The sequence below is a fragment of the Brevibacillus sp. SAFN-007a genome (genome assembly GCF_051967035.1).
Lineage (GTDB): Bacteria > Bacillota > Bacilli > Brevibacillales > Brevibacillaceae > Brevibacillus.
In genome coordinates this window covers 570,720-590,803 of sequence record NZ_JBQCKK010000001.1, presented here as the reverse complement: position 1 = coordinate 590,803, position 20,084 = coordinate 570,720, and the positions used below count along the sequence as shown (strand labels likewise).

The window sequence follows — 20,084 nt, the reverse complement described above, 5'->3', positions numbered from 1 at the left end:
CAAGCTGCGCAACCTAAAGATGTCTGCCTGTTCCGTACACTTCCGTTTCCCTTTACCATCCGGTCAAAAGGCCGTCCTTACTATCATACCATACTTCTACCATCAGGGACTAATTCTCTCATAAAAATACGGGTCGATTCGGACAGCGAATGTGTTTTTCACAAAGGACTCGACGTCCCCGAGCTCCGCAATCGGTTGGAGATGCGAAAGCGGCCGGGGCTCCGTCGTCTGGATGGCCAGCAGCAGTTTCGACTGTTGCGGCTGATCGCTTTCTTCCAGCAAGCGGAAATAGACGTGCCCGACATTGTCCGTGAGCGTAAACAGCTCGTATGTCAAGCTGTAAAAATCTTGATAAACATGACGGACGTTCACTTTTTCACCCGGTTTCACCACAAAATCGACATAGATGGACGGGTTTTCCCATTTTATACGCTTCATTTTATAGTGTGGAGTCGCCAATGTAAACAAATCCAGGACATTTCGCTCGCTCAACTGAATCGGGCGTGCCGGCTGGAAGGTTGGAACATCCGTCCGCACCCACCCGGCGCTCGGAACAAGCGACAGCATCAGGGCCAAAAAAGTGGAAACGACAATCGCCACGAGCAGTTGGCGCGGCATAGACATCCCTCCTCTCCACCATTGTACAACTAAAAAAAGCAGGCTATGCCTGCTTTTGCAAAGGGAGCTCGCTACTCTGTCGTATCGATCACGCCGTGCTGCGAGTAAATCACTGCTTTTCCGCGAACCTTGATGGCAGAAGTATGCTCCGTGAACTGGAAAATCATCACTTCGCCCTTATCGAGCTTTTCCGTATGGTGAAAGCGGGTGTCGGAGCCTCGCGTAAGGCCGATGACATGCACCCCGTTTTCCTTTGCTTTGACGACAAAATAGTCCTGGTTAAAAGCTGATGGCTGTGACAAGTTGTTTCCTCCTGACCAGTGCGTGATCCGCCTTGTCTAGTATGATGTCCCGTCGGACTCCAAACGGCTCATGATTTTTGCTACGTAGCGCTGCGTTTCCGCAGGCAGCAGATTGTACTTCGCTTCCAGCTCCTCGTCGCTGTCGATGCCAAGGCGGCTTACCCGGCCCGGACCTGCATTGTACGCGGCCAGCGCCACTTTGACATTTCCATCGTAGCGGTCGAGAAGCGATTTCAAATATTTGGTTCCCCCCGCCAGATTTTCGTCCGGGTCGTAGGCATTGCGGACGCTCATCGCCTGCGCCGTTTTGTCCATGAGCTGCATCAAGCCTTTTGCCCCTGCTCTGGAAACGACATGGGGATTGAAGTTGGATTCTGCCCGCACGACTTCCCTGACGAGATCAGGGTCGACACCGAGCGCTTTGGCGGTCCGTTCGATTTTCTCCAAAATAGCTCCCGGAGCAGCGGTCGCTCCTTTTGACGCAGAAGCATCCAGCTCTGCCTCATCGCTTGTGGCCAGCTTCCACGCTCTGCTGCCGTCGAGCTTGGCCAAAATCTCTTGCGAGGAGATGACGCGCTGACCGGACGCCAGCTGTGTCTGCAAGATATCTGAAAAGAGGTCCTGCTCCCCCACGAGGGATGAAGCTGCTTGATTGGTCGGATACGATTGCGGCATTGCTTGTACATATGGCTGAAGCGTTACAGGCACCTTCATGGTACGGAACAACCCTTCCCTTGCTTGTCTCCCTTCTATTATAAAAAAGAAAGATCAGGAAGCCAATAGCAAAAGTGGAAACCGTCAAGAGCAAAAAAAGAAGCCTGTTCAACAGGCTTCCTGGCTGTCTATTCAGATGGTCGGAATGCAGGGATTCGAACCCTGGACCTCACCCACCCCAAGGGTGCGCGCTACCGGGCTGCGCCACATCCCGACTGTACATCTGTACTTTACAATATTTTACCTACAGTGTCAATAGAAAAAATGCTGTTTTTTTCATATCCGCGCACATGTGACTGCGCGCCTGCCTGCTGAAAACCTAGGACCGGATGAGGCTGAGCACTTCCGAACGGGCGGCAGCGTCTTTTTCAAAGATGCCCCGCACCGCAGAGGTGACGGTCTTCGAGCCAGGCTTCTTCACGCCGCGCATCGTCATGCACATGTGCTCTGCCTCCACGACGACGATGACGCCGTGCGGATCGAGCTTGCGAACGATGGAATCGGCAATCGTGGTCGTAATTCTCTCCTGAAGCTGCGGACGCTTGGCCACGGTGTCCACCGCGCGCGCCAGCTTGCTCAAGCCTACGACACGACCTCCGCGCGGAATGTAGGCGACATGCGCCTTGCCGAAAAACGGAACCAGATGGTGTTCGCACATGGAATAGAACGGAATGTCCTTGACCAAAACCATTTCTTCATGGTCTTCCTTGAACACCGTCTCGAAGTACTGTTCTTCGTTTATATGCATGCCCTCGAATACCTCGGCATACATTTTCGCGACGCGCTTCGGAGTATCCAGCAATCCTTCCCGATCGGGATTGTCGCCTACCGCCTCCAAAATCATGCGGACAGCCTGTTGAATTTTATCCAAATCAACGTTCATACCATTTGTACCTCCTGCATAGCGGCCCCTTTCCAAGAAGCGACAGCTTCTTTGGCTGGCCAAATCCTGATCCGTTTGTCATGCTTCCGTACGCACAGACAAGCCAAGCCAATCTTACCATACTCCTGTTCAAAAAACAAAAACATCTGACAAGACAACTGTATGTATCAGGTACAAAAGCAAAAGCTTGAAAAAAAGTGATCGAGACCTGCTCTAGGAGGCGATCGCGCTTGTCATTGCTAGACGTTAAAAAAATCCACATTGCGGCAATGTGGATTTTTTATGTAAGTGCTTCGTTCTCCAAAGAAACGACTACTTGATGGAGTCTTTGAGTTGTTTACCTGGCTTAAACGCAGGTACTTTGCTGGAAGCGATTTCGATCTCTTCACCTGTTTGTGGGTTACGACCTTTACGAGCCGCGCGCTCACGAACTTCGAAGTTACCAAAGCCGATCAGTTGGACTTTATCACCTGTTTTCAATGCGTCAGCAATGGCATCGAGAACGGCATCAACTGCTTTCGTTGCATCTTTCTTGGTGAGTTCAGTGGTTTCCGCCACTTTTGCAATCAATTCTGTTTTGTTCATTTTCTTCACCTCCCCTCAAAGAACACCAGTGCTAGCTATTATTTTTCTTCACCGAAACGAAGCGTTTTATACACGATTGGTGGTTTTTACCGATCTGACAAGCTTATAGTAATACACCGATTTCCTAAATTCAAGCCCCTCCTGTCGAAATTGAACGAAATACAAGAAAAAAGGCATCCCGTCACATCGGGTGCCTCGTTTGAAATTCACGACAATAGGTCTATCTGCCTAGTCCTTAGAGTATGATCGCAATCAGACCGCCCGAGCCTTCGTTGATGATTCGGCCCAGTGTTTCCTGAAGTTTATACCGGGCATTGTCCGGCATCATGGTAATCTTCGCCTGGATGCCCTCTCTCACGATGGAATGCAGTGAGCGACCGAAAATATCCGAATTCCAGATCGACAGCGGGTCGTTGTCGAAGTCCTGCATCAAGTAGCGCACGAGCTCTTCGCTTTGCTTCTCGGTTCCGATGATCGGCGCAAATTCGGATTCGACGTCCACGCGGATCATGTGGATCGACGGCGCGGTCGCTTTCAACCTGACCCCAAAGCGCGGTCCCTGGCGAATCAGCTCAGGTTCGTCCAAGGTCATCTCATGCAGCGACGGAGCAGCGATTCCGTAGCCCGTACTGCGCACCATATGCAAGGCTTCCGCTACCTGGTCGTACTCGCGCTTGGCGTGGGCGAACTCCTGCATGATTTTCAGCAAATGATCCTTGCCGTTGATCTCGACACCGACGATCTCCATCAGGATGCGATCGTACAGTTCATCCGGTGCGAACAGGTCGATTTCAGCGATCCCCTGGCCCATGTGCATGCCTGCCAGAGACGCTCGCTCCACGAAGTCATAGTCATTGAAGAACCCGACAACGCGGTCCACGTCGCGCAACCGGCGAATATCCTGCACGGTTTCACGTACGGCTTCTTCATAGTTCTGACGGAGCCAGTGACCATTTTCCAGCACCATGACCCAGCTGGGCAGGTTCACATTTACTTCATGCACCGGAAACTCGAACAGCACTTCTCGCATCAGGAGGAGAATTTCCTGCTCTGTCATGTGGTCGACGGACAAGGCCACCACGGGCACGTCGTATTTTTCCTGAAGCTGCACGCGCAGGTTTTGCGCTTCGTCCGAGCGCGGGCGCGTCGAGTTGACCACAATGACAAACGGTTTGCCCACTTCCTTCAGCTCATTGACGACCCGTTCCTCCGCGTCGATGTATCCTACACGCGGGATTTCCGCGATGCTGCCGTCTGTCGTCACGACGATCCCGATGGTCGAATGCTCCTGGATGACTTTGCGCGTTCCGACTTCGGCTGCCTCCTCGAAGGGAACCGGCTCCTCATACCACGGCGTATTCACCATTCGGGGGCCGTTGTCATCCTCGAAGCCTTTTGCTCCTTGAACCGTGTAGCCCACGCAGTCAACGAGGCGGACGTTAATGCTGAGTCCTTCTGTTACATGTACGTTTACGGCCTGATTCGGAACAAATTTCGGCTCTGTCGTCATGATCGTTCGGCCGGAAGCACTCTGCGGCAGTTCATCGGTCGCTCTGATCCGCTCTGCTTCTGACTGGATATTCGGGATGACGACCTGCTCCATAAACCGTTTGATAAAGGTCGACTTTCCCGTACGAACCGGGCCTACTACTCCGAGGTAGATGTCTCCGCCCGTCCGTTCGGCAATGTCTTTAAAGATGTCGACTCGTTCCACCATCGATGACCTCCTTCTATTTGTCTATTTTTACACTATGACCGATTTTCCGAATTATCCCTGCCCGTCAGTCTTTTCGTAGGGAATCTCGTACTAGTTTTGTGGACAGTACAAGTATATGTGCGGCTGGGCCAACTAGAACAAAAAAACAACTCCGGCCAGAGTTGTTTTTTGTGTCCGCTATTTGATTTTGAGCAGTCTCGGCTCGCCGTCTACCAGCTCGTACGGGAACGATTTGGCCGGCACGAACATCGACGACCGCGCCAGTACGTATCTCGGATCCGTATTCGGTGTGACGGTTACCTTGCTCTCCCGCAGCATCGTCGCGATATCCGCCGCGTAGTCGATCCCGACCTGCCCGTCTGCGTTCATGACCAGCGGCAGCAAATAATTGCCCATGGTAGAGGGCACCTGCCAGGTTTTCACGCCGATTTCGGCATGGTCGATCGAGTAGTAGCCGTTGCCCAGATCAGCCTTCACGGGCAGCTTGTTGAAATAGCCGCGATAACGGTCTACAGCCGATTGTACGTCTGCGACCGTGCTGACGGCCCCCAGATGGATCAGCTTGACAGTCGGCTTCGTCTCCACGTCAATCAGGACGTATTGGTAGATCCCGCCCTTTTCAAAAGCGTTTCCCGGAACATCCGGGAGGTACTTGGGAATCATTTTGCGAAAATCGATCTCGTATTTCTCAAAAATGGGAGTATCCAGCGGCTTCGTCACAATAGGCAGCACGCCTGTGTCTTTTTGAAATTGCTCGACTCCTTTTTGCGCCGCTTCGAGAAAAAAGGAGCTGGGTACCTGATTTTCCGCCTTTCGCTCTTCCGGATACAGACATCCGGACAAAAGCACAGAAAGGATGCTCAAGCTCATCATCAGCTTGAAGGTTTTCCGCCATGATTGCCACATCTTATGTACACCTCAAACCCTCATTCTTCATTTTCCATGCGTTGTCGCTCCAGCGCGGCCGCTACCACCGATTTCAAGCGACTCTCCGGTATGCGGACCGTACAGTCGCTGTGCGTCGTCTTCGCCTGACAAGCCAGGCGTATCCCCTGCCGCAAGTCCTGCTCCGGCATTTTTCGCAGCTCCAGCGCGGTTGGAGCCGCCAGTTCGCCGCTCTCCAGGACGACGCGGCACATCAGACAGGATGCATGGCCTCCGCACCTTTGCGGGATGACGACTCGGGCATTGCCAGCCACGCTGACGATCGTTTGGCCAGCCCTTGCCTTCACGCTTTTCCCGCCGGGAAGAAAGGTTACCTTCCCCATGTCGTCCCTCCTTTTTTAATACGGCCGATGGGCAAGCTTCACATCTCCTTGCCCGACGAGCCTGATTTGGCAGCCGAGCCTGAATCCTTCCGCCCGCTCAGCCTTGCGCAGGCGCAGCTTTTCTTCGCTGGTCATCTCGTTGAGGAACGAAGCCCCCTCGAGAACAAGCGTGCGGCATTGGGCGCATACGCCTCTCTGGCAGGCATGCCCCCACGTCACCTTGTGCTTTTTGGCCATCGCGACCACCGTTTCGTTCAGCTCCACCGGCAGTTCGAAGGTTCCTGCACGCGTAATCAGCGTCAACTGCGACATCGTTTCCCCTCCTAGACGAAAATCACGATCAAAATCATGACAAACACTGCGATCAGCAACAAGAAAGCGCAAGTCTTCACGAGAAACCGGACCAGCGCATTTGTTATTTTTCTGGCAAAAATCATCAGTAGATTGCAGACGAACATCAGGCCGATCGCCAGCAGGGAAATGTTCATCTTGGTCATAGGATCAATATACATATTTCTTGCAGCATCCTTTGCATGTTTTGCTTCATTATACCATACTTCCCAGCTCTCGTCTGACGTTGTGAACCTCCATCTGGACGTTCGCATAGACTATTCTGATGAATTCGCCCATGGGAGGGATGCATGTTGAGCAGCAAAGTAAACGGACGAAAATGGCGGAACCCCTACGCTCCCATACCGAGCAGAAAGCTGAGCGATCAAGCGGCCGACGTATCATTGGCCATCAGCCCCAAAAAAATCATTCCAGCCGTAGACCTACGATCCTCTGTATCCAAGATGCGCAACAACATCAAAGGGATCAGCAGCACGATTCGCCAGGTAGAGGAAACGATGGATACGCTGTACGGAGCCATGGAGATCATCGAAAACCTGGGCAAACGTGCAACGGAACCGGAAGCCGCCGTGGAAAAGCCCATCTCGACCAGACGAAAAGGCAATACCGGCGCAGCGAAGGAGAGCGCAAAAGGCAGGGAATCGGCCCGCGCAGAAGAGGCGCCGCAGGAATCCAGTGCAGCGGCAGGAAGCGGCGGAGGCAATCCGCTAGGCAATATCGATATCGGGCAAATCCTGGGCCTCTTGCAATCGCCATTGGTGCAAAACCTGCTGACGCAAACGGTGAGCGGCACGAGCAAGCAACGAAAAAAAGAGGGATGACATCCCTCTTTTTTTCATGGTATCTGTAGGTCAGCCATGTCCCTGTAGAGCCATGATTGTTCCTAGTTTTACTGTATGATGGTTTTGACAGCAGGTAACGGGCATAATCGCCCATTTCTCTCACTTGAGCAGCTTGGACAAGGAAGACATGTCATTCAAATTGATTTCCTTGTTGCGAAACATCTCGATGATCTTGTCTTCCTTTTCGGCGTTGAGCTTTTTCCCGCTCATGGCAGCGAGCGTCTGGAGAATTTGCCGCAGCTTTGCCTCATCCTCGAAGTCACTTTTCTTTACCTGGCTGGCGAGCGAACGCAGTTTTCCCTCGTCGACCTTTTCTGCTGCTTTTCCTTGCAAACGCTCCAAAAAACGCTTGGACAGATTGTTGTTCATTGCTGATCTCCTCCTGCACCTGGGCTTTCCCCCTATCGTATGTGCAGGAGCCTACATGTGTGAAAAGCTTCGCCTAGGCTTCGATGCTCCCGTCCGGGTTCAGGTAGCCCATCTCGAACGTCTTCCCTCGGCCCATCAGCTCTTCTACCCCTTGGCGCGGCTCTTTTCCTTCGAACAAAATGCCGTACAGCACCGAGGTAATCGGCATCTCGACCTGTTCGCGCTGCGCCAGGGCATACGCCGCATGAGTCGTGCGCACGCCCTCGACGACCATTCCCATCTGCTCCAGCACATCGTCGAGCTTTTTGCCCTGACCGAGCATGTAGCCCGCCCGCCAGTTGCGGCTATGGCGGCTGGTGCACGTCACGATCAGGTCGCCGACGCCCGCAAGGCCCGAGAACGTCAGCGGCAAGGCGCCCAGCTTGATGCCGAGACGGCTGATTTCCGCCAGTCCGCGCGTCAAAAGCGCCGCCTTCGCGTTGTCGCCAAATCCAAGCCCGTCCGACATGCCTGCTCCGAGCGCAATGATATTTTTCAGTGCGCCGGCAATTTCCGCTCCGATCAGATCCGGGTTGGTGTAGACGCGAAAATTAGCATTCATCAGCAAGTCCTGCGCCCGGAGCATGCTCTCCTCCGACTCTGACGCGACAACGACTGTCGTAGGCTGTCTGCGGACTACCTCTTCCGCGTGACTCGGTCCGGACAGGACCGCGAGCCTGCCGGAAATTTCGCGCGGCACCTCTTCCATGATGACCTCAGACATTCGCTTCAGGCTTTCCAGCTCAAAGCCTTTGGTCGCATGGATCAACAGCACATCCTGATGTAAAAACGGAGCCATCTGCCGGCAAATTTGCCGCATCGCGTGCGACGGAACGGCCAAGAGCACAATCCGCTTGCCCGATACGGCTGCTTCGATGTCCGTCGTGGCGACAATGCTCTTCGCCAGCTTTGCCTCAGGCAAATATTTGGCGTTCGTATGCTTGTTGTTCACTTCGTCTGCCAGCTTGGGATCGCGCACCCAAAGCGTAACTTGATGGCCGTTTTCCGCCAGGACGGAAGCGAGCGCCGTGCCCCAGCTGCCCGCCCCGACTACGGTAACCTCTTTCCTCAATAGATCCCCCTCCATCATTCCAGGCATATTCGCAAGAACGATTCTGACTCATCCAAAAGCTATCCCAGCTTGCGGTTGGACTTCTCTCCCAATTTCCGTTCATTGCCTGCGAGAAGATTGCGGATATTATTATAATGGCGAACATACGCAAATACGGCGATGACCAAACTTGTCCAAAAAAAGGAAATCGGTTTGTCCAACAGATAGAGGGAAACGGGGATAGCCGTAACCAGCACAAGCGATCCCAGAGAGACGTAACGGGTGATCGCGATGACCAGAACAGCCAGTATCCCGGCAATCAAAAAGGCCAGGGGAGAGAACCCCAGCACCACACCGAGCGTGGTCGCAATGCCCTTTCCCCCACGAAAGCCAAAATAGATGGGCCAGTTGTGCCCTGCGATGACAAACAGTCCCGCCACTGCATAGGCGGCAGGATCGCCTGTCATGAGGTGCGTGATCCCCATTGCCGCTAACCCTTTTAAAGCATCGAGAATCAGCACGGCGACACCCGGCCCTTTTCCCAGCACGCGAAGCGTATTGGTCGCTCCGGCGTTCCCGCTGCCATATGCGCGAATGTCAATTCCTGCAACTTTTTTGGCGATCAGATAGCTGAAGCTAATGGAACCGATCAAATAGCTGAGCACCCAGGCTATTAACACCATGGCGGATTCCTCTCCCTACGTTTTTTTCCGCGTCCATATGCGAACAGGCGTACCTTCAAAGACAAACGCTTCGCGGATCTTGTTCTCTATGTACCGCTCATAGGAGAAATGCATAAGCTCCGGATCGTTCACGAACAGAATGAACGTAGGAGGCTTGACTGTCGCTTGTGTCGCGTAGTTGATTTTCAGGCGCTTTCCTCTGTCGGACGGCGGCGGTGTGCGAATCGTCGCATCCGTCACGATATCGTTGAGCACGGAGGTCGGAATGCGCATGGCGTGTGCTTGCGCCACCTCGTTGACCTTCGGCAGAATCGTGTGAATGCGCTGCTTCGACTTCGCCGAAACGAACAGGATCGGCGCGTAGTCCAGATATTTGAATTCTTCGCGGATCAGCTCCGTGAAGCGCTGCATCGTCTTGTCGTCTTTTTCAACGGCATCCCACTTGTTGACGATGATAATCACGCCGCGGCCTGCCTCATGCGCGTAGCCGGCAATCTTTTTGTCCTGCTCGATGATGCCTTCTTCCCCGTTGAGTACCACGAGAACGACATCGCTGTCTTCGATGGAACGCATGGCGCGCATGACACTGTATTTTTCGGTCGTCTCGTACACTTTTCCGCGCTTGCGCATCCCCGCGGTATCGACGAGAACGTAGCTTTGCCCATCCCGCTCGAACGGAGTATCAATGGCATCCCGGGTGGTTCCCGCGACGTCGCTCACAATGACGCGTTCTTCCCCGAGCAGCGCATTCGTCAAGGACGACTTCCCTACGTTCGGCCGACCGATAATCGAGACGCGAATGACGTCCTCTTTTCGGTCCTCGTCGGTTTCGGCAGGAAAATGGCGCACCACTTCCTCCAGCATATCTCCCAGGCCAAGACCGTGGCTGCCAGAGACCGGGAACGGCTCGCCCAGGCCAAGCGAATAAAAGTCGTAAATATCGGCACGCATATCCGGATTGTCCGCCTTGTTTACGGCCAGAACGATCGGTTTTCCCATGCGGTTCAGCATTCGGGCCAGCTCTACGTCGGCGTCTGTCACGCCTGTTCGGTAGTCCGCGATCATGATGATGACGTTGGCCTCATCAATCGCCAGCTCCGCCTGGTAGCGCATTTGCGTGAGAATTTCATCGGTCTCGCCAAACTCGATTCCGCCCGTGTCAATCACGTGGAAGGCGTGGGTCAGCCATTCTCCCTTTCCGTACAGGCGGTCCCGGGTGACTCCCGGCATATCCTCCACGATCGCGATGCGCTCGCCGACCAGTCTGTTAAAAATCGTGGACTTGCCCACGTTGGGTCTCCCCACAATGGCTACCACAGGTAATCCCATAATCAACAACACTCTCTCTCATTTTACGTTTTGACTAGCTAATCATACCATACACTACTTGTGGCGAACAACGATAAGGGTATCAGCGCTCACCTCATGCACCATGGCGTCCAGAATCTTTTCCAGCGTGAAAGCGGTCTGCTGCATTTTCTCCTGAGTCGGCTCAATGAAAATCGGCGCACCGCCCGCGATACGATCCCGGTTCACGGTAATGACGGCCAAAATCGTCCCGGTCATGATCTACCGCTCCTCTTTCGCAAAATTTGTCTTCTGCGGCATGCGGAAAACGCTCTCCAGAATGGGCACCGCATCAATGATGGCCTTGCCTCGCTCCGCCTCTTTTTCTTGCGGCAGAAGGAAGACGCCGAGTCTGCCGGAGCGCAGGTCGCGTTTTACCAGCGGTGTCAAGGAAGGCTCTCCTGTATCGGTATACACGCCGAGTTGGGTGGCGACATCATGCAAGATCGCCTGACGCTGGCCGGGATGGGCGATCGTCACCTTCGCGTTGGCATCCTTCGGGGTCAAAATAAATCCGATCCCGTGTTCGCGAATGGCGGTTTGCGCGTCTTCCAACCCGACGTTCATGATGTAAATGTCGCCCACATACAAGTCTTTCCCCTCTACTCTCACTTCTGCAGGACTCGTGTCCACAATCAGCCCCAGCGTCTTCCCGGAGCGCAGCTTGCGGGAAATAGCGAGAGCGATCACCCCCGCGATCATTCCGCCCCACCAGTTGAACAGAATCGTGGCCGTGGTCGCGACGAGAGAGGTGAACATCACCATGTAGTTGCGCCCTTCAAACACCATGGCGATCCCTTCAATGTACGGCCCGCCGCGCGGCACAAGCTCCAGCTTGTCAATCTCCGTCAAGGTCGTCCGCTCCATATTGCGGACATCCCGAAACTGCTGGGCGGCCACGGTCAAAAACGTCACGGCGGTATAGTTTTCCTTGAGCAGCGCCGGCACAGCCAAAGCCCCCAGAGCCGAGGCGATCACCCCAAGCGAGACATGAATAATTTTGCCGTGCGGATACGTCGGATATTGGCGATAATCCGTTCGCAAAAGATGGATGCGGCACACAATCCCGAAGGCAAACCCGATCAGCAAGGGAACGACAAACTCATTGAACAACAGCTCTCGAAACAAACGCGATCACCTGCCCGTATCGGAATGGGAAGGCTCTGCCTCCCTCCGTCCGAAAAGCCGACGAATGGCAGTCCAGAGCATACTGGTCAGCCCCAAAAGCGAAATGCTGCTCCATAAAAGATCTTGCGCGTAATCCGTCCCCAGGCTGCACGCTCCGGAAGCCGGCCAAAAATAGAGCGTGTAGAGAACATCCGCCATCGGCAGCCCCAGCAGGAGCAAAAATAGCCGATCAGCGTCTCTCTTGCTCATGGCAAGAGCCACTGCCACGCTCATGCCCGGCACAATCACCCGCTCGTCCCCGAACAAAAGGATCGGGTCGGAAAAAAACAGCCACCGCAGCCAGAAGAGCAAGACAGCGAGCCCCATCGCGCCCAGCACAGACAGTCTTCTGCCCGCTTTGGGGAGCCGCACATAAAGAATCACACTTGCAAAAAGGGGCAACAACGTCCCGCTGAGACTTACCTGAATCGGGGCGAAAAACAACTGCCAGCTGACAAAGGAGCAGATCAGAAACGCACAAAGAACGGCGAGCACGCGTTTTCTCTCCATGCCCATTCCCCGCAGCTGCGAGTCAAAGCTCCCCATCCAGACCAGACAAAGCAAAGACCACTGGATGAGTATCGCCATGGTTCCCTCGTTCATGTTCATCTCCTCAAAATCGTGGTTGTCTCCCCAAAGTATGCCTCAAGCATCCGCCTTTCATGAATGGCTGGCTCGTCCGTTTGCCGCTGGTCAACGCCGCTGCGCCCATTCCTCCAGCGCTCTTCCTCGCAGCCGGGCACGTTCCGCTGTTTGGCCCGTTATCAAAAGAGGGGTCTTGATTCCATCTGCGAGCTGCACAAGCCCAAGCGCCGTCATCGCCACGCGAATCTGGTGGTGCCATGCGTCTACTTCTGCCAGGCATTCCTCGATCGCATGCGACTGCACGAGACGCAGCAACGCACCGGCAACCCCGACAGCCGAGGCTCCCAGGCAAATCGCTTTGATGACGTCCAGTCCATGCCGCACTCCTCCCGACGCCATGACGGAAGCTTGCGCCCGTATATCGGCATCCGCTTCCAACAAACTCTCGACGGTCGTAAAGCCCCAATCCTCAAACATGGACAACGGATGAGCGCTTCTTTGGTTTTCAACCTTGGCAAAGTTCGTTCCGCCTCTGCCTCCCACGTCGATGTTTTTGATTCCGGCTTCGATCAGCTTCTCCATCGTCTCTTTCGCCATGCCAAAGCCGACCTCTTTGACGATGACCGGGACCTTGACGCTCTCCTGAATCCGCTGTATCCGCTCGATATAGCCGTTGAAATCCCGATCTCCTTCGGGCATCAACAGCTCTTGCATGACATTCAGGTGAATTTGCAAGCCATCTGCCGCAAGCATCTCGATTGCGGCCTGCGCTTGCTCCACAGTCGCTTCTGCCCCGACATTCGCCAGGACGATGCCCTGCGGATTTTCTTTGCGCACAATCTGGTAGCTCGATGCGACAGACCGATCGCGCAGCGCGGCCATCTGCGAACCGACGGCCATTGCCAATTGCCGCTCCCTGGCAATGATCGCAAGCTTCTGGTTGATGGATGTTGTCGCTTCCGCTCCACCTGTCATCGCATTGATGAGGAGCGGAGAGCGCAGACGAAAAGAGGCAAACTCCGTATCGAGGCTTGTCTCCTGGTAGCCGATATTCGGCAGGCTGTTCGGCACAAAACTAACGTCATCAAAGCTGTTGGTGCCCGTTTCAGCCGTTGCCAGTGCATAGCGAATATGGTCAAGCTTCCGTTGCGAACGACTCACGTTTTTCCCTCCCGACGAACCTTTCCTTTTTCCGCTGCTTTGGCCATCGCCAAGCAAAAAGGGATACGCAAGAGCGTACCCCCCTATTTTTCCAGCTGTCTCGCTTACTTGAACTTGTCTTTCAGATCGCCGAACAGTTCGCCAAGCGTGACACCCATTGGCTGATTGTTTTCTTGCGTGAATTGCTGTTGTTCACGCTTGCTTGCGCGTTCTGCCTGTTCGACGCGCTCTTCTTCTACCGCGCGAATGCTCAGGCTGATGCGCTGCTCGTGAGGAACCACATCGAGAATTTTCACTTGCACTTCCTGGCCTTCCTTGAGTACCTCGCCAGGCGTGTTCACGCGACGGTTCGCGATTTGCGAGATGTGTACGAGTCCTTCGATCCCGGGCGCCACTTCGACAAAAGCGCCGAAAGAAACGAGGCGTTTTACCGTACCGGTTACGATCGAGCCTGCTTTAAACTCTTCGGCAACCTTTGCCCAAGGACCTGCCTGGGTTTCTTTGATGCTAAGGCCGATGCGCTCGTTTTCGCGGTCGATCTTGAGCACTTTCACCTGTACCTTGTCGCCTTCTTTTACGACGTCAGATGGCTTCTCTACGCGGTTCCAGGCCAGCTCGGATACGTGAACCAGACCGTCTACTCCGCCGATGTCCACGAATACACCGAAGTCGGTCATGCGTTGCACAGTACCTTCCAGCACTTGCCCCACCTGGATTTGATCCAGAACGGTCTGTTTTTTCGCTTTGGCTTCCTCTTCCAGGACGGCTTTGTGGGAGAGGATCACTTTGTTTTTCTCTCTGTCCATCTCGACTACTTTCAAGGTCAAGGATTTGCCTTTGTAGTCGGAGAAATCTTCCACGAAGTGACGCTCTACCATGGAAGCCGGGATGAAGCCGCGAACGCCGACATCTACAACCAGGCCGCCCTTCACCACTTCCTTCACGGTTGCCTCGATGATCTCGCCGGACTGCATTTTTTGCTCCAGTTCAGCCCAGGCAGATTCCATTGCGACCGCTTTTTTGGAAACGACAAGCTCTTCCTTTTCATCGTTGAGCTTGATTACTTTTACTTCAAACGTGTCGCCAACGGCAACGACGTCAGACACTTTCTCTACATGCAGGGGAGACAGCTCGCTGATCGGGATCAGGCCGTCGTATTTGTAGCCTACATCCACCAGCGCTTGCTTGTCTTCGACTTTGGTGACCGTCGCTTTTACGACATCCCCCACGGAAATCGTTGTTGCATCCGTCAAGCTTACGTTTGTCTCATCCATCATCCAAAAAACCTCCTTGAATACCATCCAGTCCCAGGCCATCTATGTACAGGTTGTGGGCAACCACATTACACGAAGCGGGAGCAAGTATATTTTTTACTGTCGCCCGAAGGCTGGCAGTTAGCACTGACGTAGCCAGTAAGTTCCAGCAAATGTAGTATTTGTCCCTTTGTCGATTCTATACCGGACTTAGGGAAGATGCTGGTTTCGCAGTTCCTTGATACGGGCCATGATTAAATCGCTCGTCTCCTTCAGTACATCGGCGCCGGACTTGGCTTCGCGCAGGCTGGTGAGATCGATTGGCTCTCCATAGACGATTTTGATCGGGCGAAACGCCCGGTACGGCCCGATAATCGCTACCGGAATGACCGCTGCCTGCGACTTGAGGGCAAACATCGCCACTCCCGGCAACGCCTCTCCCGGCTCGCCCGTTTTGCTGCGGGTTCCCTCGGGAAAGATTCCAAAGATTTTTCCTTCTTCCAGCAACTTGAGCGTCGTGCGGATCGCCGCCCGATCACCCGCGCCCCGTTTGACCGGAAAGGCGCCGAATTTCGTAATCAAAAAAGATAAGAGCGGGATTCTGAACAATTCTTCCTTGGCCATGAAGTGCACCTGGCGCTCGATTCCGGACCCGAGAAGAGGCGGATCCCAGAGAGAAATGTGGTTCGCGCACAAAATCACCGGGCCTTCCTTAGGTATATGTTCACGCCCAATCACTTGCCAACGGAAGACAAGCGAAAATATCATGCGGAATATTCCGCGGAATAAACGGTAATAGGTCACTTTGCAGACTCTCCCGTTCGTTTGCAGATTTGCAGGATGCGGTCCACAACCTGGTCGATGGACAGCCCCGTTGTATCCACCAGCACGGCATCGTCCGCCTGGCGCAAGGGAGCCACCTCTCGCTGTGTGTCCCGACGATCTCGCTCCTCTATTTCCTTTTCCAGCTCCGCCAGGTCTGTCTCGGTTCCTTTTTCAAGCAGTTCCTTCCATCTGCGCTCTGCTCGTTCGCGGATGGAGGCCGTCAGAAAAATTTTCACCTCGGCGTCAGGCAGGACATGCGTTCCGATATCTCTGCCATCCATGACCACGTTCCCTTGCTTCGCCAGCTCTCGCTGCAACACCAGCATCTGTTCACGAACGGACGCGTAGCTTGCGACAATCGAGGCGTACTGGCTGACCTCTGGCGAGCGAATCTCTTCCGTCACATCGATCTCGTTCCAGAACACACGCTGCTGTCCCGCTTGCCGAACCAAGCCAATCTTGTTGTTTTTCAAAAGTTCGGAAACAAGGAACTCGTCGCCGATCGGAAGCCGCTCGTGAGAAACGGCCCAGGCGAGAGCGCGGTACATGGCACCCGTGTCGATGTAAACGTATTCCAGTTGCCTTGCTACTTTCTGAGCAACCGTGCTTTTCCCTGCTCCCGCAGGCCCATCAATCGCTATGTTCATTACTTCTCACCTGCTATGTACAGTAGTTCAGAAAGGGAGTAAAACAAGAAAAGCTTCTGCCCGAAGCCCTTTCCCATTCATGTGTGGAGAAAAACACGTGGCGACCGCGTGCGGTCAGCGAAAACGATTCTGGCCGTTTCCTTTTGTTAGCTATAATAGTACCATAGGATGGAACCATGCGCAAACGTTTAGGGCTGATCTGACACGCCTTCCAAGCGTTCTGTCTCGATCAAAAAAACGCGAGCGGGAACGTATTGGATCAGGATCTCCCCGGCTGTCAGCGCGATGGCGCAAGCCGCAATTCCAATCATGATGACTTTTTCTACCCGTCTGGAAAATCGGCGAAAACGCTCGTCGTACGGACTGGTCATTGGGGTCCCTTCCTTTTCGTCAAGCGTCAATCCTCGACGCCTTTTTGGCGAAGCTCTAGCTGTCTTTCGTAACACGCCCTCACCACTTTTACCCGATCCTGTTCGCTGATTTTCGTGAATTTGCCCGATATCCACTGGTGCAGGCCCTTCTCTGCCGGAGCCTTCTGCCTGACGATCTCCAGTTCGGCGTAGGCCTGCTGGACATTTCCGTTTTTTCTTGGCAAGGCAATCCAGACCTGCAGCACGTCTTTTTCGCGCAGACGATAGGACTCATCACAGCTGAAAGACAGGCCGCCACCGCTGATGTCCATGGTTTTCGCCAAAAAATGATAGCGTCGCAGGGGGTCCTGATGCTTGACCGCGATGTCCAATGCGGCGTCGATGCGCAAATAGTTCCGCCGTTGCGTTCGCACGATCTCTTCTTTTTTCGGCAATGGCAACAGCAGGACAGGAAGATGTCCGCTCTCCCTCTTGACGATGGAAGACCGGAATTCATAGCGGGATCCGTCTTCGCCGATATACCAGACCAGACAGCTCGTCCCGGGCCGAAACACGCCGGTCCGCCCTGTATTCTCGCTGGTTGGCAGCTCGATGGAAGCCAGTTCTTCGGTCATGTCGGTGATGCGGCTTTTATACACGCCCAAGTCCTGCTCTTCTTCAGAGGAACCCGTGAAGTGAAGTCGTATGCTTTGTCCTACTCGTGGAAGCACCATATAGCAGCTGTTCCTCCTTTTCCCTCTCACCCCTCATTATATACTCTTTTCTTCCCAATCAGCAAATAGGGAAAGCCGTCAAATCCAGCTTTCCCCTTGCCTTTTGGCCTGTCTAGCGCTACTTGCCCCGGTCGTCGCTCGTCTCCATTTTCACGACTTCTTCCTCGTCGCCATTGATCGCGTTAATGTACACCATGTACGAATTTCCTTCGAAGCTGCCTGTCAGCTCCCACGTCAACACTTCCTTGCCGTCGTTTTTCCCCTCGATGAGCGCCAGCCGTTCGCTCGTGACCTTCACGCTCGGATTGACCTTTTTGCGCGCTTCCTCTTTGGACAGGCGCGGCTTGGACAAGAGACGTTGTTTATGGTTAAACAAGTATTCGGTAGAATTGAATGCCGTTACTTCCCCGTTGTCCAGCGCAATCTCGATCGTCACCGAATCGGGATAAATACGGACGCCGTCCTGGACGGGCACGAACGTAAACAGGGCATTGCGGTCGTAGCTGTCGATCTCGGAGACGACCATGTTTTCAAAGCCATGCTTGCGCAAAAATTCCTCGCCCTGCTCCTGCGCCTGCTTCATGTCGATCTGTTCTTCCCCAATCTGGCGTTCGTTCATCATCCAGACGACCTTGCCGCCGCGCTTTGTCACATCGAGGTTAATCGCATCCTTTTGTCCGTTCGGGGTGACGCGGACACTGTAGGCCGAGTACGTTTGTCCCTTGCCGTTTTCTTCGATTTCAACCTTGGCGTCCTGCGCGTTCAGCCGCAAAAATTCGAGTGCGCTTTTCTTCGCATCCTCCGGGCTGGCAGGCTTGCCGTCGATCCCGTTGATCCGCTGCTGTTTTTTCTTGTCCAGGCTCTGGATGCCGACGCCCCAGTCCAGATCCGGAAACTCCTGCACCTTTTTCTCGATCGTCTGAAAGCCGTCGACAATCGTGTTGTCCGACTTTTTGTCGTCGGAAGCAAGCGCCGTCTCCACATCCATCCAGCGCAGCTGTTTGTCGATGACGTTGGCCTGGACGTTGCGGAGCTGGTCCTGAATATCCTTCGCCTGCTTGTGCAAGCTTTTCAACGTGTCGTACTCCTTGTCGGTGAGCGGCTCCTTCTCCAGATCGCGCACGGCGACCCGATACGAAAAGTCAGCGACCCGGGACAGCATCTCCTCCGTATTGCTGAACGGCATCAAGGTCAAGGGAAGCTGTCCCACCTCTGCCTGCGCCGCATAGGCAAGCCGCCATACATTGGTCAAGGTCGGCGTCATTTGCCGCCGGGAGTTGACCACCAGTGATTTTCCCAGCTCGTCATGCAATTTGTCTATGTGATAGGTCAGATCGTGAAAAGCCCGTTGATACGAGTTCTCTGCCTTAATTAAAACCGAGTTTTTTTCGTTGTGCTCCTGATATCCCCACATCCCCGCGCCTATCAAGGCCACCAGGGCTACGGGAAACAAGATACGTGCCGTTGCTCCGTATACCATCCCTTGCCACTCCTTCTCTTCTTTAGTAAACAGCCGTTCCCTGCAAAAGCTGCGCTTCCCGACTTGTTTGACCTGCGGCCTGCTCCCGATGCGGCCTCCTTGGCCATGAATTGAAATCTTTGCATAGTGTTAGTGGAGAAAGAATGGATTATGCATGCAAATCCGCCAGAAGGCGCAAGCTCCAAAGGCTTCCAGCACAAAAAGACCGATGCGGCTTGGCATCGGTCTTTTCGTACAGCTTACTTTTTCCTCGTTTACGATTCGTCAATGCGAAAATGCCGGTCGTTGTCGCACAAGCATTGCTTGAATCCCGTTTCCACTTGGCCGCCCGGTTCCCGGCGCCCGCGGAGGGTAAATTTTTCTCCACATACATTGCATTGGATGGTCACTTTTGCTCGTTCGGATTTCAGCACGTCTCGTCTCCTCCTTATCGTCTATTGTGGACGCGAATAGAGATTTTTAGAACCGTAATCATGAGCGCGCTGCACCTTTTTCAAGCCTTGCCACCAGAGCACAAGCATGAACGGCACAATGACCACGAGCCAGTTTTGAATGGAGAGAAAAATGGCGTTGTAGAGCGCGTGCAACCCGATCGGCAGCGTGATGGACAGCCAGAGAAACGCCCGCTCCTGCTCTTTCTTTTGCGAGAACTTTGCTCGTCCCAAATAATAGCCCATCCAGACAGCGAACAGCGCGTGGCTGGAGACGGGCAACAGGGCACGCCAAAAGGCAATGTTCAGCCCGTTGATAATCAAATAAAACAGGTTTTCCAACGTGGCAAACCCGAGCGACACGGCAACTGCATACACAATTCCATCGTAAGGCTCATCGAACTCCACGTGCTTGTAGGCCGTGAAGAAAATGACCATCCATTTGAAAAACTCTTCTACCACAGCGGACTGGATGATTTCCGCGACAACTCCGCTCCGCCAGTTCCATTCTGTCTGCATGATGTACTGGAGCACCATAATCGGAATCACCAGCAGCATCCCAAAGATAAACGACCGGATCACCATGGAAATCGGTTCCGGTTCGAGACTGTCGCGCAGGTAAAAATAACTCATGATGGCGATACCGGGGGCTATTGCCGCGCCGATCATTGCAAGCATCATT

The 20,084-nt window shown here is 53.9% G+C and carries 27 protein-coding genes and 1 tRNA gene; 1 reads left to right on the top strand and 27 read right to left on the bottom strand.

Annotated features, from left to right (window positions below):
* Positions 1–102: 102 nt before the first annotated feature.
* The 11 genes from ACTHO6_RS03030 to ACTHO6_RS02980 all read right to left on the bottom strand — a co-directional run bounded on the left by ACTHO6_RS03030 (position 103) and on the right by ACTHO6_RS02980 (position 6,599).
* The gene (locus tag ACTHO6_RS03030) at positions 103–618 is read right to left on the bottom strand and encodes a hypothetical protein (RefSeq protein ID WP_440239191.1); all 516 of its coding nucleotides are present in this window, start codon (positions 616–618) and stop codon (positions 103–105) included.
* Between the two features lie 71 nt (positions 619–689).
* Positions 690–920 (bottom strand): trp RNA-binding attenuation protein MtrB, encoded by a 231-nt coding sequence (mtrB, locus tag ACTHO6_RS03025; RefSeq protein ID WP_440239189.1) that lies wholly within the window; start codon positions 918–920, stop codon positions 690–692.
* Between the two features lie 36 nt (positions 921–956).
* Complete coding sequence (locus ACTHO6_RS03020) at positions 957–1,634, bottom strand: lytic transglycosylase domain-containing protein (protein WP_440239187.1); 678 nt, start codon at positions 1,632–1,634, stop codon at positions 957–959.
* A gap of 137 nt (positions 1,635–1,771) precedes the next feature.
* A tRNA-Pro gene (locus ACTHO6_RS03015) sits at positions 1,772–1,848 on the bottom strand.
* 105 nt (positions 1,849–1,953) lie between these two features.
* Positions 1,954–2,517, bottom strand: a complete 564-nt coding sequence (gene folE, locus ACTHO6_RS03010; RefSeq protein WP_440239185.1) for a GTP cyclohydrolase I FolE — start codon at positions 2,515–2,517, stop codon at positions 1,954–1,956.
* Positions 2,518–2,829: 312 nt separating this feature from the next.
* Positions 2,830–3,102 carry an HU family DNA-binding protein gene (locus ACTHO6_RS03005; protein WP_005831316.1) on the bottom strand — a complete coding sequence of 91 codons (273 nt, stop codon included), beginning with the start codon at positions 3,100–3,102 and terminating at the stop codon, positions 2,830–2,832.
* Between the two features lie 235 nt (positions 3,103–3,337).
* On the bottom strand, positions 3,338–4,816 hold the full coding sequence (gene spoIVA, locus ACTHO6_RS03000; protein WP_440239420.1) for a stage IV sporulation protein A: 1,479 nt from the start codon (positions 4,814–4,816) through the stop codon (positions 3,338–3,340).
* A gap of 180 nt (positions 4,817–4,996) precedes the next feature.
* On the bottom strand, positions 4,997–5,725 hold the full coding sequence (locus ACTHO6_RS02995; RefSeq protein WP_440239181.1) for a hypothetical protein: 729 nt from the start codon (positions 5,723–5,725) through the stop codon (positions 4,997–4,999).
* Positions 5,726–5,745: 20 nt separating this feature from the next.
* Positions 5,746–6,087, bottom strand: a complete 342-nt coding sequence (locus tag ACTHO6_RS02990) for a 2Fe-2S iron-sulfur cluster-binding protein (protein WP_440239179.1) — start codon at positions 6,085–6,087, stop codon at positions 5,746–5,748.
* 15 nt (positions 6,088–6,102) lie between these two features.
* On the bottom strand, positions 6,103–6,399 hold the full coding sequence (locus ACTHO6_RS02985) for a 2Fe-2S iron-sulfur cluster-binding protein (protein ID WP_440239177.1): 297 nt from the start codon (positions 6,397–6,399) through the stop codon (positions 6,103–6,105).
* Between the two features lie 11 nt (positions 6,400–6,410).
* Positions 6,411–6,599 carry a DUF2768 family protein gene (locus tag ACTHO6_RS02980; protein ID WP_440239175.1) on the bottom strand — a complete coding sequence of 63 codons (189 nt, stop codon included), beginning with the start codon at positions 6,597–6,599 and terminating at the stop codon, positions 6,411–6,413.
* 129 nt (positions 6,600–6,728) lie between these two features.
* On the opposite strand from ACTHO6_RS02980, the gene ACTHO6_RS02975 reads away from it, so the two are divergent.
* Entirely contained in the window at positions 6,729–7,259 is a 531-nt protein-coding gene (locus ACTHO6_RS02975) for a hypothetical protein (RefSeq protein WP_440239173.1), read from the top strand.
* 120 nt (positions 7,260–7,379) lie between these two features.
* On the opposite strand, the gene ACTHO6_RS02970 is transcribed toward ACTHO6_RS02975, so the two are convergent.
* From ACTHO6_RS02970 to prsW, 16 genes are all read right to left on the bottom strand, one after another.
* Positions 7,380–7,649, bottom strand: a complete 270-nt coding sequence (locus ACTHO6_RS02970) for a stage VI sporulation protein F (protein WP_440239170.1) — start codon at positions 7,647–7,649, stop codon at positions 7,380–7,382.
* A gap of 73 nt (positions 7,650–7,722) precedes the next feature.
* Positions 7,723–8,760 (bottom strand): NAD(P)H-dependent glycerol-3-phosphate dehydrogenase, encoded by a 1,038-nt coding sequence (locus ACTHO6_RS02965; protein ID WP_440239168.1) that lies wholly within the window; start codon positions 8,758–8,760, stop codon positions 7,723–7,725.
* Positions 8,761–8,819: 59 nt separating this feature from the next.
* Positions 8,820–9,422 (bottom strand): glycerol-3-phosphate 1-O-acyltransferase PlsY, encoded by a 603-nt coding sequence (gene plsY, locus ACTHO6_RS02960; protein ID WP_440239166.1) that lies wholly within the window; start codon positions 9,420–9,422, stop codon positions 8,820–8,822.
* Between the two features lie 15 nt (positions 9,423–9,437).
* Positions 9,438–10,751, bottom strand: coding sequence for a ribosome biogenesis GTPase Der (gene der, locus ACTHO6_RS02955; RefSeq protein ID WP_440239164.1), 1,314 nt, complete (start codon positions 10,749–10,751; stop codon positions 9,438–9,440).
* Between the two features lie 54 nt (positions 10,752–10,805).
* Positions 10,806–10,988 (bottom strand): capping complex subunit for YIEGIA, encoded by a 183-nt coding sequence (locus ACTHO6_RS02950; protein WP_440239161.1) that lies wholly within the window; start codon positions 10,986–10,988, stop codon positions 10,806–10,808.
* 3 nt (positions 10,989–10,991) lie between these two features.
* Positions 10,992–11,897 carry a YIEGIA family protein gene (locus tag ACTHO6_RS02945; RefSeq protein ID WP_440239159.1) on the bottom strand — a complete coding sequence of 302 codons (906 nt, stop codon included), beginning with the start codon at positions 11,895–11,897 and terminating at the stop codon, positions 10,992–10,994.
* Positions 11,898–11,903: 6 nt separating this feature from the next.
* Positions 11,904–12,539, bottom strand: coding sequence for a YphA family membrane protein (locus ACTHO6_RS02940; protein WP_440239156.1), 636 nt, complete (start codon positions 12,537–12,539; stop codon positions 11,904–11,906).
* A gap of 90 nt (positions 12,540–12,629) precedes the next feature.
* Positions 12,630–13,682 (bottom strand): type 2 isopentenyl-diphosphate Delta-isomerase, encoded by a 1,053-nt coding sequence (fni, locus tag ACTHO6_RS02935; RefSeq protein WP_440239154.1) that lies wholly within the window; start codon positions 13,680–13,682, stop codon positions 12,630–12,632.
* 104 nt (positions 13,683–13,786) lie between these two features.
* Positions 13,787–14,959 (bottom strand): 30S ribosomal protein S1, encoded by a 1,173-nt coding sequence (gene rpsA, locus ACTHO6_RS02930; RefSeq protein ID WP_440239152.1) that lies wholly within the window; start codon positions 14,957–14,959, stop codon positions 13,787–13,789.
* Between the two features lie 186 nt (positions 14,960–15,145).
* Complete coding sequence (locus ACTHO6_RS02925) at positions 15,146–15,739, bottom strand: lysophospholipid acyltransferase family protein (protein ID WP_440239150.1); 594 nt, start codon at positions 15,737–15,739, stop codon at positions 15,146–15,148.
* Positions 15,736–16,407 (bottom strand): (d)CMP kinase, encoded by a 672-nt coding sequence (gene cmk / locus ACTHO6_RS02920; protein WP_440239147.1) that lies wholly within the window; start codon positions 16,405–16,407, stop codon positions 15,736–15,738. Before cmk ends, ACTHO6_RS02925 begins: the two co-directional genes overlap by 4 nt.
* Positions 16,408–16,595: 188 nt before the next feature.
* Positions 16,596–16,778: a hypothetical protein gene (locus ACTHO6_RS02915; protein ID WP_440239145.1), complete on the bottom strand. Its 183-nt coding sequence runs from the start codon at positions 16,776–16,778 to the stop codon at positions 16,596–16,598.
* A 26-nt stretch (positions 16,779–16,804) separates the two neighbouring features.
* Complete coding sequence (locus ACTHO6_RS02910) at positions 16,805–17,491, bottom strand: flagellar brake protein (RefSeq protein WP_440239143.1); 687 nt, start codon at positions 17,489–17,491, stop codon at positions 16,805–16,807.
* 118 nt (positions 17,492–17,609) lie between these two features.
* Positions 17,610–18,971, bottom strand: a complete 1,362-nt coding sequence (ypeB, locus tag ACTHO6_RS02905) for a germination protein YpeB (protein WP_440239141.1) — start codon at positions 18,969–18,971, stop codon at positions 17,610–17,612.
* A gap of 254 nt (positions 18,972–19,225) precedes the next feature.
* Positions 19,226–19,384, bottom strand: coding sequence for a hypothetical protein (locus ACTHO6_RS02900; RefSeq protein ID WP_440239139.1), 159 nt, complete (start codon positions 19,382–19,384; stop codon positions 19,226–19,228).
* Between the two features lie 21 nt (positions 19,385–19,405).
* Positions 19,406–20,080, bottom strand: coding sequence for a glutamic-type intramembrane protease PrsW (gene prsW / locus ACTHO6_RS02895; RefSeq protein WP_440239418.1), 675 nt, complete (start codon positions 20,078–20,080; stop codon positions 19,406–19,408).
* Positions 20,081–20,084 lie beyond the last annotated feature (4 nt).